This is a genomic window from Psychrobacter immobilis (assembly GCF_904846185.1).
Taxonomy (GTDB): domain Bacteria; phylum Pseudomonadota; class Gammaproteobacteria; order Pseudomonadales; family Moraxellaceae; genus Psychrobacter; species Psychrobacter immobilis_B.
On sequence record NZ_CAJGZQ010000008.1, the window covers coordinates 145,124 to 159,310 of the forward strand.

The 14,187-nt window shown below is 41.9% G+C and carries 11 protein-coding genes and 1 rRNA gene; 4 read left to right on the forward strand and 8 right to left on the reverse strand.

From position 1 onward, the window contains the following. Positions 1 to 98 precede the first annotated feature (98 nt). Positions 99 to 794: a DUF1285 domain-containing protein gene (locus JMW94_RS06395; protein ID WP_201603180.1), complete on the reverse strand. Its 696-nt coding sequence runs from the start codon at positions 792 to 794 to the stop codon at positions 99 to 101. A gap of 613 nt (positions 795 to 1,407) precedes the next feature. Between JMW94_RS06395 and JMW94_RS06400 the strand changes: the two genes are divergently transcribed. Then, positions 1,408 to 3,045 (forward strand): electron transfer flavoprotein-ubiquinone oxidoreductase, encoded by a 1,638-nt coding sequence (locus JMW94_RS06400; protein WP_055125900.1) that lies wholly within the window; start codon positions 1,408 to 1,410, stop codon positions 3,043 to 3,045. 113 nt (positions 3,046 to 3,158) lie between these two features. Here JMW94_RS06400 and JMW94_RS06405 read toward each other — a convergent pair whose 3' ends face one another. Continuing rightward, positions 3,159 to 4,655 carry an alanine/glycine:cation symporter family protein gene (locus tag JMW94_RS06405; protein ID WP_045448031.1) on the reverse strand — a complete coding sequence of 499 codons (1,497 nt, stop codon included), beginning with the start codon at positions 4,653 to 4,655 and terminating at the stop codon, positions 3,159 to 3,161. Between the two features lie 948 nt (positions 4,656 to 5,603). On the opposite strand from JMW94_RS06405, the gene JMW94_RS06410 reads away from it, so the two are divergent. The 3 genes from JMW94_RS06410 to JMW94_RS06420 all read left to right on the forward strand — a co-directional run bounded on the left by JMW94_RS06410 (position 5,604) and on the right by JMW94_RS06420 (position 8,642). Further along, a complete protein-coding gene (locus tag JMW94_RS06410) occupies positions 5,604 to 5,864 on the forward strand; it encodes a DUF4212 domain-containing protein (protein WP_045448034.1) in 261 nt (86 codons plus the stop codon). A 4-nt stretch (positions 5,865 to 5,868) separates the two neighbouring features. After that, positions 5,869 to 7,737: a sodium:solute symporter family protein gene (locus JMW94_RS06415; RefSeq protein ID WP_201603183.1), complete on the forward strand. Its 1,869-nt coding sequence runs from the start codon at positions 5,869 to 5,871 to the stop codon at positions 7,735 to 7,737. A 359-nt stretch (positions 7,738 to 8,096) separates the two neighbouring features. Then, a complete protein-coding gene (locus tag JMW94_RS06420; protein WP_201603186.1) occupies positions 8,097 to 8,642 on the forward strand; it encodes a hypothetical protein in 546 nt (181 codons plus the stop codon). A gap of 84 nt (positions 8,643 to 8,726) precedes the next feature. Here JMW94_RS06420 and JMW94_RS06425 read toward each other — a convergent pair whose 3' ends face one another. From JMW94_RS06425 to rrf, 6 genes are all read right to left on the reverse strand, one after another. Next, positions 8,727 to 9,332: a rhomboid family intramembrane serine protease gene (locus tag JMW94_RS06425; RefSeq protein WP_201603202.1), complete on the reverse strand. Its 606-nt coding sequence runs from the start codon at positions 9,330 to 9,332 to the stop codon at positions 8,727 to 8,729. A gap of 40 nt (positions 9,333 to 9,372) precedes the next feature. Continuing rightward, positions 9,373 to 10,422, reverse strand: coding sequence for a 5'-nucleotidase (locus JMW94_RS06430; protein WP_201603206.1), 1,050 nt, complete (start codon positions 10,420 to 10,422; stop codon positions 9,373 to 9,375). A 323-nt stretch (positions 10,423 to 10,745) separates the two neighbouring features. Next, positions 10,746 to 12,035 (reverse strand): TRAP transporter large permease, encoded by a 1,290-nt coding sequence (locus tag JMW94_RS06435; RefSeq protein ID WP_087814812.1) that lies wholly within the window; start codon positions 12,033 to 12,035, stop codon positions 10,746 to 10,748. Next, the gene (locus tag JMW94_RS06440) at positions 12,032 to 12,559 is read right to left on the reverse strand and encodes a TRAP transporter small permease (protein ID WP_055125846.1); all 528 of its coding nucleotides are present in this window, start codon (positions 12,557 to 12,559) and stop codon (positions 12,032 to 12,034) included. Before JMW94_RS06440 ends, JMW94_RS06435 begins: the two co-directional genes overlap by 4 nt. Before the next feature lie 24 nt (positions 12,560 to 12,583). Then, positions 12,584 to 13,645, reverse strand: a complete 1,062-nt coding sequence (locus tag JMW94_RS06445; protein ID WP_201603209.1) for a TRAP transporter substrate-binding protein — start codon at positions 13,643 to 13,645, stop codon at positions 12,584 to 12,586. Positions 13,646 to 14,027: 382 nt separating this feature from the next. Then, positions 14,028 to 14,142: ribosomal RNA gene (gene rrf, locus JMW94_RS06450) — 5S ribosomal RNA — on the reverse strand. Between the last annotated feature and the right edge of the window lie 45 nt (positions 14,143 to 14,187).

A 14,187-nucleotide genomic window follows, 5' to 3' on the forward strand; every position in this document is an offset into this window, starting at 1 on the left:
TGCTGTTTGCTGTTTAGCATACTACAGTAATTATCTGGTGATTTATCGCTATGTAAGCAGTAAATCATTTGACAGATACATAGCTTTGAGCCCTTACGTTAACTGGCTGGCATCGACAGCTCATAGAATTTTCCGCCACTTTGTAACGTCAGTATCGTCTCACCATTTTGCTCTGTCAATTCGCCAATTTCGGTCAAGTGATAAAAAGTATTACGCCCAATAAGTGCGTCCAAACCATTTCTAACGGGCATATAAGGACGTACCTGCATATCCATTGCTGTCTGCTGATCAATCGTATCATTGCCTGTAGGATTATACGCCTTTAATGTGATGGTGTGCTCATCATCTAAACGCACCATATCGCCAGTCGTCGTGGTAAATTCTAGCCAACGGTTATTGCCTTCGTTGACGATACCGACGTCATTGATTAACAAAGGGGCATCTTCAACTTGGATACGAATTTTCTGTACTGGCGTCTTCAAAAAATATTCAATGATGCCATTATTGTCTTCTTTCCATAAAATAGTCGCAAATAAGCTCACCAATGACTCTCTGGTCATTTGCCCGCCTTCATGCCACCACTCGCCATTTGCTTTTATGACCAGATCCATATCGGCCACATCTTTTGGGTGCCATTTATCCAATGGTGGGATGGCACGTCCTTCACGTTTGCCTACGGTAGACTTTAGATACTGACTGAGAGAATCTATATTATTTAGCTCAGATAGTACGTCTTTTGGCGGTTTAGCTGCCGTTTCATCGTTTTGAATTATGTCTTCATTATTGTTATTCATCGTATAATCCTTTACTTAGCATTCAAAGTTTGGCAAATCTATTATTACTATAAATTTTAGTTTCGGGTATGATGAAAACATATCATCTTAGCACCCTCATTAGTTCAATCTTACCTTAACATCGATACTAATAAATGCGTATCGTGTTTGTAGGACTTTTCTTTTATAATGAGTAACGATTTTTTATTGAAATGGTCAAGTGGGTGTTGTGTTAATGACACATTTTACGTGATGTGTTGATATCCTTAAATACATGGATCTCGACAGTAACATGGTCAATTGATGTCGCAAAGACAGTTTTTATCGGGCAGCCATATGTCTGAGTAATGTTAGCGCCGCAAGTCTATTATTCAATTGTTAAGCTAATGATGCCCTGAGATAAGCCACTAAAAGTTTAGGAGTAGGTATGCAAGAGCAAGACAATCAAAAGCCAGTCATTGATAGTGACACTGTGAATACTGACCCATCAGTAGCGACAGAGACGGCAAATCTAGATAAAGCAGAGTCAGCCGTTGTGACCCAAGAAGCGCCAGCTGAAACAGTCGCTATCGACAAAGCGCCAGAGCCAGTAGTAGAAGCTGTCGCGGCAGAGCCTGAGATTGAACGTGAATCCATGGAATTTGACGTTATCATCGTTGGTGGTGGACCTGCTGGGCTATCTGCTGCTATCCGCCTGCGTCAGCTCGCTATCGCTGCTGGTAATGATGAGTTTATGGTTTGTGTGGTCGAAAAAGGTTCTGAGTTTGGTGCGCATACCTTATCAGGTGCTGTCATCGAACCACGCGCTTTGAACGAGCTGATACCAGACTGGAAAGAAAAAGGCGCGCCGCTTAATGTGCCAGCGACCGAAGATCGCTTTTATTATTTAAACTCAGCCACGCGCTCTACTAAAGTACCTGACTCGTTGATTCCAGGACCGATGCACAACAATGGCAACTATATTGTCTCATTGGGCAATGTGGTGCGCTGGTTGGCGGTGCAAGCTGAAGAGCTTGAAGTCATGATGTTCCCAGGCTTCCCTGCAGATGATATTTTATATAACGACGACGGTTCTGTACGTGGTGTCTTAACGGGCGATATGGGTGTGGCTGCCAATGGCGAAGCCAAGCCTAGCTTTGAGCCAGGTTATGAGCTACTTGCTAAATACACTATTTTTGCCGAAGGCAGCCGTGGTCATTTAGGTAAGCGCTTAATCAGCCGTTTTGATCTTGATAAAGACTCAGATCCTCAGCATTATGGTATCGGTCTAAAAGAGCTGTGGGACGTAGCCCCTGAGAAACACGAACAAGGCGTGGTCATGCACGGTCTTGGCTGGCCATTGACCGAAACAGGATCTACTGGTGGCTGGTGGTTATACTTCGATGAAAACAACCAAGTAAGTTTTGGTCTTGTCGCTGACTTGTCTTACCATAACCCATATATGTCGCCATTCGATGAGATGCAGCGCCTAAAAACCCATCCCGTCATCAAAAACGTATTGGAAGGCGGCAAGCGTATCTCTTATGGCGCACGTGCTTTAACCAAAGGTGGCTTAAACTCTCTACCGAAATTTACTTTCCCAGGTGGTGTATTGGTCGGTGATGATGCTGGATTCTTGAACCCAGCAAAAATCAAAGGCACACACACATCGATGAAATCAGGCATGCTAGCCGCCGAAGCCATTTTTGAGGCACTACAAGCCGAGCGTCAGCATGATGAAGTGGTTGCCTATACCACCATGTATAAAGAGTCGTGGTTGTATCAAGACAACTATGAGTCACGCAACTTCTCGCCTGCAATACATCGCATGGGTCTGTTTATGGGCGGTGCTTTTACCTTTATCGAGCACAACTTATTAAAAGGTAAAATGCCGCTTACCTTACATGACAGCCTGCCAGATTATGATCAGTTAGAGCGTGCCAATCACGCTTTTCAGCCAACCTACCTCAAGCCTGATGGCAAACTGGTATTTGACAAGCTGTCATCGGTATTTATCTCTAATACTAACCATGCAGAAGACCAGCCGGTACATTTGAAACTGACTGATCCAACGGTACCTGTTTCAATTAACTTACCGCTATATGCTGAGCCTGCTCGTTTATACTGCCCAGCTGGTGTATATGAAATAGTAAAAGATGCGGAAGGAGCTAAGTTTGTGATCAATGCGCAAAACTGTGTGCATTGTAAAACTTGTGATATCAAAGATCCTTCACAGAATATCACTTGGGTAACGCCAGAAGGTGGCGGTGGCCCTAACTACCCTAATATGTAAATATAAACAATATTAGAATTAATCGCTGATACTAAAAACCGCCCTTATGAATTCATAAGGGCGGTTTTTTTAACTTCGACACATGAGACAAGTTTATCTTTAATCAGGTGAGATTAATCTGTCCATGCATCACGATTGGCTTCGTCTTTAAGCTTCACAAAGTCATCAGGATTAAACTTGATTTGATCGCCGGTTTTACCTTCTTTAATCTGACGCTCGTAATCACGCAATATGCGCAGCGCTACGGGTGACAAGATTAAAATAGCCACTAAGTTAACGAGTGCCATTAGACCCATTGATAAGTCAGCGAAGTTCCATATGGCAGGAAGACTGGCAATAGCACCCACAAATACCATGCCAAGTACCATAAAGCGGAATATCATGATCATGACTTTGGCATTTTTGGCACCAGAGATGAATTCAAGATTCGACTCACCATAGCTATAATTGGCAATGATAGAGGTGAAAGAGAAGAAGAAAATAGCAATCGCAACGAAGATAACACCCATATCACCCACATACTGTGACAGTGCCAACTGAGTCAGCTGAATACCTTCTTGCTCAACACTAGGATCGACCACACCGGACAAAATAATAATCGACGCCGTTGCCGTACAAATGACAAGGGTATCCATAAATACACCCAGCATTTGCATAAATCCTTGCACCGCTGGATGATCGGGATGACTCTTCGCCGTTGCCGCCGCATTAGGCGCTGAACCCATACCCGCTTCGTTTGAAAACAGACCACGCTTGATACCGTTAATCATTGCCTGAGCAATACCATAACCAATCACCCCGCCTGCTGCTTGCTCAAAACCAAATGCTGATTTAACAATTAACACAATCGCCGCTGGGAATTGACTAAAATTCGTCACGATAATGAACAAGGCCAATAAGATATAGAGAATCGCCATAACGGGTACGATTTTACCTGCAATACGAGCAACCGAGCGCAAACCACCGAATACCACTGGCGCGACTAATACAACCAATACCAAGCCTGTCATCCACGTTGGAACCCCGAATGCTTCGTTGGTCGCTTGTGCGATGGTATTTGACTGCACACCATTAAAGGCTAAACCGAACGCTACTAATAAGCATAATGAGAAAAATATCGCTAGCCAGCGCTGACCGAGACCTTTTTCGATATAATAAGCCGGTCCACCGCGGTAAACATTGTCATTGTGCGGCACTTTATAGGCTTGTGCTAATGTTGATTCGATAAAGCTGGTCGACATACCGACGATCGCAGTCATCCACATCCAAAACACTGCACCCGGACCGCCAAGGTAAATCGCGATTGCGACCCCTGCCAAGTTACCCGTACCGACCCGTGCCGCCAATGAGGTCATCAGCGCCTCAAATGAGCTGATACCGCCATCTTTACGCCCTTGATTGGACACACGCAATAGCTGCCACATATGCCCAAAGTGGCGAAATTGAATAAAACGTGTGGCAATGGTAAAATACAAACCCGCACCAATCAGTACGAACATCAGTAATCCATACCAAGGGTTACTTGCAATTAACCAATCATTGTTGCCCCAAATAATGCTTACACCATAATTGACGATGCTATTAAACCAACCTGCTATCCCTTCACCCATACTGCTATCCTCTCACTTACATTTTATACTGCTAGTATATTTTATGGATTGATGTGGTTAATGATATTTAAAAATGCTTACTAATCTCTCTGCCTACTCATGGATCAATATACTGACAAAGTAAATCACTAACATCCTGTCACTACATTTTAACTGACTAGAGATTATTTAACTATTTCAAACCCTATATTATCAAAATTAAATAAATATAAACTTTTGTAAGGTTTTATCTATATTTACAGAATCAATGACTTTTATTGCTAATAATGCTCTAATACCTCTATAAAACTAAATCCTTAATATAAATAAGGTTTTAACACAACACCTGAGCAACGGCCGTTTTTTTAGCTACTCTCTCTAACATAAGTTGACCATGGTTTCCATAAAGCAAACATTTAGTTACATAAAGTAAATAAAATTTATTTATTGTTAATTAAGTTAATATTGTATATATTCCCAATAAGTTCATAAATATTTCTTGCAATACTTATTGGCATGAATGGCAAGTTGAAATATTAAGAAAATATCATCAGGGATGATGAGCATAATAAGACAGAGGACTGTCAATCAATAACGACCCTCCTCCATAAATCCTCATCTCTATATACTATAAATCCAGTCATTCTATAGCCCATAAATCTTGTTAGATATTTAGGTTATAGTCGACCCACAGCCATATTTTACAATGTAAATTTTTAGTAAAATCAAACCACAGAAAGTATTTTTCGCAGTGTTTTAGCTGATAGAAATCTGCTTTTTTTTCGATAATATTGGGTTACTTACTACTGGTTGGTCATTCTGCTTTATCAGCCTATAAACTGATTTTAGGATCCGTTTATAGACAACGTATCGAACTGTCTTCCATCATGTGATACATGCTAAAGCAAAATAACTTGTCAGGCTCAAATCAGTAATCTTGTTTTTATGTTAGGCAAAAGGAGTTGTCCTATGGAAAACCACAACGATCCATCCGGTTATTGGCGTGCCAATGTCCGTCTCATCTTAGGTAGCCTATTTATTTGGGCGCTATGCTCATACGGGTTCGGGATTTTGTTACGTCCCCTCTTAGCAGGTATTAAAATCGGTGGTACCGACTTGGGCTTTTGGTTTGCTCAGCAAGGATCCATTGGGGTATTTATCGTTTTAATTTTCTTCTACGCTTGGCGTATGAATAAGTTAGATAAACAATACGGCGTAGACGAGGAATAGCCCCATGAGTCAATTTACGATTAATATTATTTTTGTAGGTCTATCTTTCGCTCTATACTTCGGTATTGCAATTTGGGCACGTGCTGGCACAACGAGTGAATTCTACGTAGCAGGCGGCGGTGTTCACCCTGTCGTCAACGGTATGGCAACGGCTGCTGACTGGATGAGTGCTGCGTCATTTATTTCGATGGCAGGTATTCTTGCCGCTGGCGGTTATGGCGCATCAACTTATTTGATGGGTTGGACAGGTGGTTATGTACTACTGGCAATGCTCCTAGCGCCTTATTTACGTAAATTTGGTAAGTTTACGGTACCTGACTTCATCGGTGACCGTTTTTATTCAAAAACGGCAGCAATGATTGCCGTAGTTTGTTTGATTATCGCCTCAACGACTTATGTTATCGGTCAGATGACAGGTGCCGGTGTCGCTTTCTCACGCTTCTTGGAAGTTGAAAACACGACTGGTCTACTGATTGCTGCGGTTGTTGTCTTCTTCTACGCTGTACTTGGTGGTATGAAAGGGATTACTTATACGCAGGTAGCGCAGTATGTAGTTCTAATGATTGCATATACCATTCCTGCTGTTTTCATCTCACTTGAGTTAACAGGCAATCCAATTCCAGGTTTGGGCTTGTTTTCAAACCATGTGGAAGCAGGGGTTCCTATCTTAACTAAGCTAGATCAGGTAGTTACTGACTTAGGTTTCACGGCTTATACCGCTGATGTCCCTAACAAACTAAACATGGTGCTATTTACCTTATCACTCATGATCGGTACAGCAGGTCTACCACACGTTATCATCCGCTTCTTCACCGTACCTAAAGTCGCTGATGCGCGTTGGACAGCTGGTTGGACGTTGGTATTTATCTCGCTACTATACTTCACTGCTCCTGCCGTAGGTGCAATGGCACGTTTAAACCTGATTGATACGATTTATCCACAAGGGGTAGCAGAAGCACCTATAAACTATGATCAACGTCCAGACTGGATGAAGACATGGGAAGATACCGGTCTTATTAAGTATAATGATCTTAATAATGATGGTCGTATCCAAATGTACAATGACAGTGGACTTGGTGCCGCTGAGCTTGCCTTGACTGCTGCACAAGCGGATGGTGGCGATGTAGCCGCTGCCACTGCAGCCGTAGAGACTGCACGTGTCGCACAGGATCTAGAACTTGATGGACGCTTTACCGCAGCAGGCTGGAAAGGTAATGAGCTGGATGTCAATGCCGATATCTTAGTATTAGCTAACCCAGAAATTGCGAATCTTCCACCATGGGTTATTGGTCTTATCGCCGCAGGTGGTTTGGCAGCAGCGCTCTCAACAGCAGCAGGCCTACTACTCGCTATTTCGTCAGCGATCAGTCATGACTTGATTAAACGAAATCTTAATCCAAACATTACTGATAAAGGCGAATTGAGAGTTGCGCGTATTACGATGGGTGTTGCGATTGTAGTTGCTACTTGGTTAGGAATAAATCCACCAGGGTTTGCCGCACAGGTAGTCGCATTAGCATTCGGTATCGCTGGTGCATCGCTCTTCCCTGCACTGATGATGGGTATTTTCTCTAAACGGATCAATAATGTTGGTGCCATCGCTGGTATGCTAACAGGTCTGATTAGCATCCTTGTTTATATCTTTGTCTTTAAAGGTTGGTTCTTCATTAGCGGTACAGCGAACTTCCCTGATACGGCAGAGTATTGGTTATTTGGTATCTCACCACTATCATTTGGTGCGATTGGGGCATTGCTTAACTTTATCGTAGCGTTTGCTGTCTCTTATGCTACTGCTCCCCCACCATTATACATTCAAGAGTTGGTTGAAAGTGTCCGCTCTCCACGTGGCGCAGGCGGTGCAGTCGACCACTAAGTGTATAAATGAGAATATATCTTCAGTTACTATATATCACTCACAGGCAGTAGCTGCTTGTGAGTGATTTTTTTATCTCTTATTGATTATAAAAAATGTTAGATTTTTGCTTTATTGAATATACTTTATTAACTATGCTTAGGGCGTGTCCTCAATTAAATCGATTACCCTCTAAATGGGCTAAAAATGGCTAAATTTTGCCAAACATCGTCAATAGCTTATCAATATCTCGATATTATTTGCGCTACTTTCCTTGTTTGACGGCAATTTATCTCATTTTTATGACCATTTTTAAAATGAGAACACGCCCTAGTTAAAAGCGCTCAATTAAAAGTGCTTAACGCATTAAGGAAGATTTTATGCTTTTTGAGTTTATCGCTACCATCGCTGCCGCATTTGGCATGGCTGGTCTGGCACTCATTATAACTCACCTCAGTAAACTGGCTGGCAAACGCGCACCAAAGTGGCTTATTCCTTTGTTTGCTGCGATTGGTATGTTTGCCTTTCAAATACACCAAGAGTATAACTGGTATGGTCAGCAAGTGAGCAAGTTACCAGCAGGCGTGCAAGTCGTCAAAGTAGCAAAAAGCACCGAGTGGTTTCGCCCATGGTCTTATATCAAACCGCAAATATTACGTTTTATCGCTGCCGATACCGCCAACGCTAGCGTGCAGGTAGACAATCCAGATATATATTTGGTTAATTTATATCTTTTTGAAAGACGCAGAAGTGTGCAGAAAGTACCACAAGTTATAGACTGTCGTATTCCTGCGCGTGCCGATTATGTCATACCCAAAAAAGACAGTAAGCTAGCGATTGATGAACATGTCAAGCAAACAACAGCATGGCGAGAGTTGGCAACAGATGATCCGTTGTTCATTAGTATTTGTACTGGTAAAAGCTAACCTCCTCATAAATATGCAAATAAAACCCTGCTAAAATATCTGATTACTAAGGGATTTAAGACGGCTTATATTATAATCATGTATTCAGTTGCGCTGAGAAGTTGCGGTATAAGTATGCTTAGAATTAGCGCCTAACAGCAATCCAGCGCATAGACCACCGAAGTGCGCCGCAAACGAGATACCTTGTTGCGGCATCAATCCTTGCTTGATGGTCAACCAATAGCCAGTACCCATGACAATACAGGCAATCAAATAACCCCAACGCCGCGCAAATACAGCACCACCTATCATATAGCCGAGCATCGCGAAGCATAGCCCTGATGCGCCAATATGAATTGACAATGGCGAGCCAATGATCCAAGTGACCAATCCAGATGCGATAATGAGCTTAATCACTGTTCGATAAGCATTCTTCTCAAACAATCCAAACAAAAATAAAATTTGTAACAACGTCAAAGTGTTACCAAGCAAATGTGAAAAACTGCCATGCATCGTCCATGATGCAAATACTCCAATCATGCTGCCCACATCTAAGGCACGAGGCACAATCCCAAATATATTCCACATGCCAAATAATGCCACTTCATTTAAAAAAAACATGCCCCACATCGGTATTAATACAAAAGCATATAAGCCTATAACCTGCTTTATTCGTATCATAATCAAGCTAAGCAGTTGCTGCCAATTCATATAATGCCCTATTCTTTTAATCCATGTTTTTAGCGATATTTTAATGACTCAGCGTAGTAGTGGAGCGTGTTACAGGTGTAAAATCTAACAATGCAGCCTCTTTTTCAGTCATCAAATAACTGTCACTATGTAATAACGACGTCGAGTGATAAGGCACTAAAGCTGTGGGCACAAAACGACGAGCGGCATCGATATGTTTGATAGAATCATCAAAAAAGATATGAGGTGCAAACGTTCTAAGTACAGCTGTTTTTTCTAAACCTCCTAAGAAAAACGCCATATCAACATTGACGCCCCACTCTCGCAATGTCTTAATCGCACGCAGATCAGCAGGTGCGTTGCGAGCTGTCACCAATGCAATCTTTATGGGAGAATACTTGAGACCAGCGGGTAGACGTTCCTGTAAATTTGATAGTTTAATCAACAATTCAGCATAAGGGCCTTTTTCAATGGGTAAATCACGCATCTGTATTTCGCGATCGTGAAAAGCACGCAGTCCTTTTTGCTTGTACAGCAGCTCACCTGAATCATCAAACAGTACCGCATCACCATCAAAAGCAATACGCAACTGATCGGTATCTAACTCATAGGTATTGACGGGGGTTGCATCGAGTATCGCACAAGCGCAGATATTGGCATCAGCCACTTGCTGGGCATCTTCGCGATTGGTAGTCAAAAATAGATCGACGTTGAAGTCTTTAATATAAGGAGCAACAGGACTGCCTGAAATAAATGCCGAGCGTGAGATAGTCAGCTCATGTTCAAGAATTGCATTGAGGACTTGAATGCCCGTATCTGGACTACTCTTTGAAACAATGACCACTTCCACCAAAGGTGTCTCAACCTCTAAATCTTGCATGCCATCATTGCAATAATTATTCAGATTTAATAGAGCTTTAATTAATGGATAACCAGCACCAATGCTGAGAGCATCGTTCTCACGCTTGGTCATATAATCTCGAAACTCTTTTATGGCGCTTACAGGTCTCTGCTCTAGCAGCTCTAGCAAATAATTTTCTGATTCGGTTAAATCAAAAAGTGCCGTTGCAGAAATCGCGACGATGAGCGTATTACTAAAATCGACTGCCATGATTTTCTCTACTTATAAAATTATCTATTCGGAAATGCCAACCAGTTTACTACATTCACAAGCCCTTAGAATGATAAGAAAAGTTATCCACGTATAATATCATTTAGTATAAAAACCACCTTCTAAGTAATCCAAATGACCGCTCAAAAAATGTCTCATAATGTGACTTTATGTGGAATAATTTAACCATAGAATTATTACGCCGACTTTTTGTTTTATCATAAAAAAGCCATATTGTTATGAAAACAATATGGCTCTATTAATGAACAATACAGATGAACGACGCAGCTATGATTTTCTAAGCTTACTTTTATCAATAGCGCTTACGTTAGCAGCACTAAAGATATCGCTGGAAAGGCGACCAAAATAACCAGTCGAATCAGATCAGAGACAATGAACGGTGCGACCCCGCGAAACATATCAGACAGCTTAATATGCGGTGCCATTGCCTTAATCACAAAGATATTCATCCCCATCGGCGGCGTAATCAGTCCAAGCTCTACTGTCAATACAGCGATGATACCAAACCATACGGGATCAAACCCTAACGCCACAATGATTGGATATACCACTGGAATAGTAATGACCAGCATCGCCAAAGCATCCATGAACAACCCTAAGAGGAAGTACATGATTAAGATACAGATCAGTACAATCATTGGGCTAACTGCTAATGTACCAATCCAAGTCGCTAACGTATAAGACAAACGTGAAACGGAGATAAAGTAACCCAAGGCTTCTGCACCCAGCAGCATAAAGAACACCACCGCTGATAATGCAAGCGTTTCAATCAAAGATTGCTTTAGACCTTTTATACGCATGCCTTTGGCAAAAGCATAAGCCCAAGAAACAAATGCACCGACTGCCGCACCTTCTGTTGGGGTAAATAATCCAAAGAAAATACCAGCAATAATCACAATAAAAATAAAGCTAAATGGTATGAGTCCCGTCAACGACAGCAGCTTGGCTTTCCAAGAAGTAGGCTCACCGCGACGCGCTAAATGCGGCTTCCAGCGTACCATAATCATAACAGTGATTGAATACATCACCATGCCCAAAATCCCAGGCAAGAAACCAGCGATGAACATATCACCTACTGACTGCTGGGTTAAGATGGCATAAACCAGTAGCGCAATGCTAGGCGGAATCATAATACCTAACGTGCCACCCGCTGCTAAAATACCACAGGCAAAACCTGGTTGATAACCATATTTCTCCATTTGTGGCAGCGCAACCTTGGTCATAGTGGATGCTGTGGCTAAGGATGAGCCTGAAATAGAAGCAAAAATACCAGACGATCCTATACCAGCAATACCCAAACTGCCCCTCACTCCCCCAAAAATAGTTCGGGTAGCTTCAAACAATTTCCCTGCCATCCCTGAATGAGTGGCAAAAACGCCCATTAAAATAAATAAGGGAATCGCACTAAAGTCATATTTGGCTAACACATCTACCGGAATATCTTTGAGCATTTGCAGTGCACCACTGGGTGCCGTCACTGCGCCAAAACCAGCCAATCCAACACCTAACATGGCAAGCGCCACTGGAACTCGCAGGACAACAAGCAGGATCATGACGATTAAGCCGATAGCTCCAATAATTTCTGGACTCATGCGCCTGTCTCCTCAGCGTCAAAGAACTCGCCCGTTTTAAAGATATTGATGGATTCGATTAATGAGCGAATGGCGAGTAAGAGACTTAAAAATGCACTAAATGCATAGATGGGCATCATTGATAATCGAAGGTCTTGAGTGACTTTGCCGTATTCTATGGCATCAACAGCACTCTCATAAAGCCCCCAAGCAAAAACGATACCAATGACGAAAAAGCCCATCATAAAGACGCCCATCATATAACCTTTAATGGCTTGCGGCATTTTTTGGGTAAAGACATCAACGATGATTTGTGAGCGTTCGACGAAAGCGCCAAAGGCAGCAAGTAAAGCAAAGAGCATGAAGTAAGAAACGATCTCTACACTGCCTTTAACGGTAAAGCCAAACTCACCACCAGTCAGCTTAAAAATATAACGAGCAGTCACATCGAGCATCGTTGTGAGGACAATAATAATAAGACTGATACCACCAATAAACTGGCATAATCTAGAGATTAGAATACTGATTTTTACTAAAAATGCCATGTGACACCTCCAATGGCCAATGGGTTATACCACTTTACAAGCAGCACTGGCAGCTTTTGCTTTCTCATAGACACTATCAGCATCTAAACCCAAAGCATTGACATCACTTAGATATTTTTTAGTACCCTTTTCAAGTGGTCCTTTCCAATCAGGATCATTCAATGGATCAGGAATTTCAACGATCTCATCGCCTTTAGCTTTAGCAGCTTGAATGGCCATTTGATCATGCTTATCAAACACTTCACCAACTTTATTAGCCAATGCCATTCCTGAGTTTTTATCCAACACTTGCTTTAAATCATCAGGTAAGTTGTTATATTTATCCTTATTCATAGTAACCATCAGCGCCGAACTATAAAAAGGAATGTTGGTATGATATTTGGTGATTTCGTCAATTTTGAACGCTGTTACGGCCTCCCAGGGGAAACTCAACCCATCGACGACGCCGCGCTGTAGCGAGGTATACATATCATTAGCAGGCAATCCTACTGGTGATGCCCCAGCGCTTTCGATAATGTCACCCGCGACCGCAGAAGGGCGGCGGATGCGCATGCCTTTCATGTCTTCAGGAGTCCGAATCAATTTATCCGTAGTATGCAGTGAGCCAGGCCCAGCGCCATACATGAATAGTAGATGTGAGTCTTCATACTCACTAGCAAGCGTGCCATCCTCATAAAGTGTCTGAAGCATACAACCCATTTGAGTCGCTGAATTTGATAAACCAGGAAGTTCAGTGATTTGAGTTAAAGGAAAACGACCACTGGTATAACCATGTGCTTGTGAGCCGATATCTATCGTACCTTTAGCAGCAGCTTCGTACGTAACATCTGCTTTGGCAAGACCCGCGGAAGGATACAACTCTACTTTTAAGCGACCATTAGAATCTGTTTCAATTTGCTTTGCCCAAGGTTCAAAAACCTCTGTGCTAATAGAAGAGGTTGCTGGCCAAAAGTGAGAGAAGCGTAAAACGGTCGTTTCTTGAGAGGTTGCTGATGAGCCATCAGTCGTGTTAGCAGATTGGTTAGAGCAGCCTAAAAGACTTACAGCCGCTAAGGCACCAATTGAAAAAAGAGGAGCTAGCTTCATTATCAATTCCTTTTGATAATTGTGAAAATAGGAGTAATACATCACTGGTAAATAATCCAATATATCAGATGTAATAATTTACAAGTTTTAAATATATCTTTTACATACCTGTAATAAAAATCTAGTTTAAAATTAGCAGCTATAATGATATAAGTCAAATCATTTTGATGGCAAGACTAGAAAATATATTCATAAAATTGCATAGCAATTAAACAAAAAAACTCGTCAATTCAAATAGAAAATAGAAAATAGAAAATACACTTATAGAGTGTGAATTATAAAAGTAAGTTAGATTAAGTATAATTTTACACTTAATCTCCCAAACCGCGCACAAAGAAAACCCCCTCCGCTTTCGCGGAAGGGGTTTTACTTTAGAATAGAGAGCTGACGATGACCTACTCTCACATGGGCGAACCCACACTACCATTGGCGCAATGATGTTTCACTTCTGAGTTCGGGAAGGGATCAGGTGGTGCCATCATGCTATTGTCGTCAGCAAAGGGGGTTAGATATGAGTCTGTTATTTTTATTGTTTGACTATA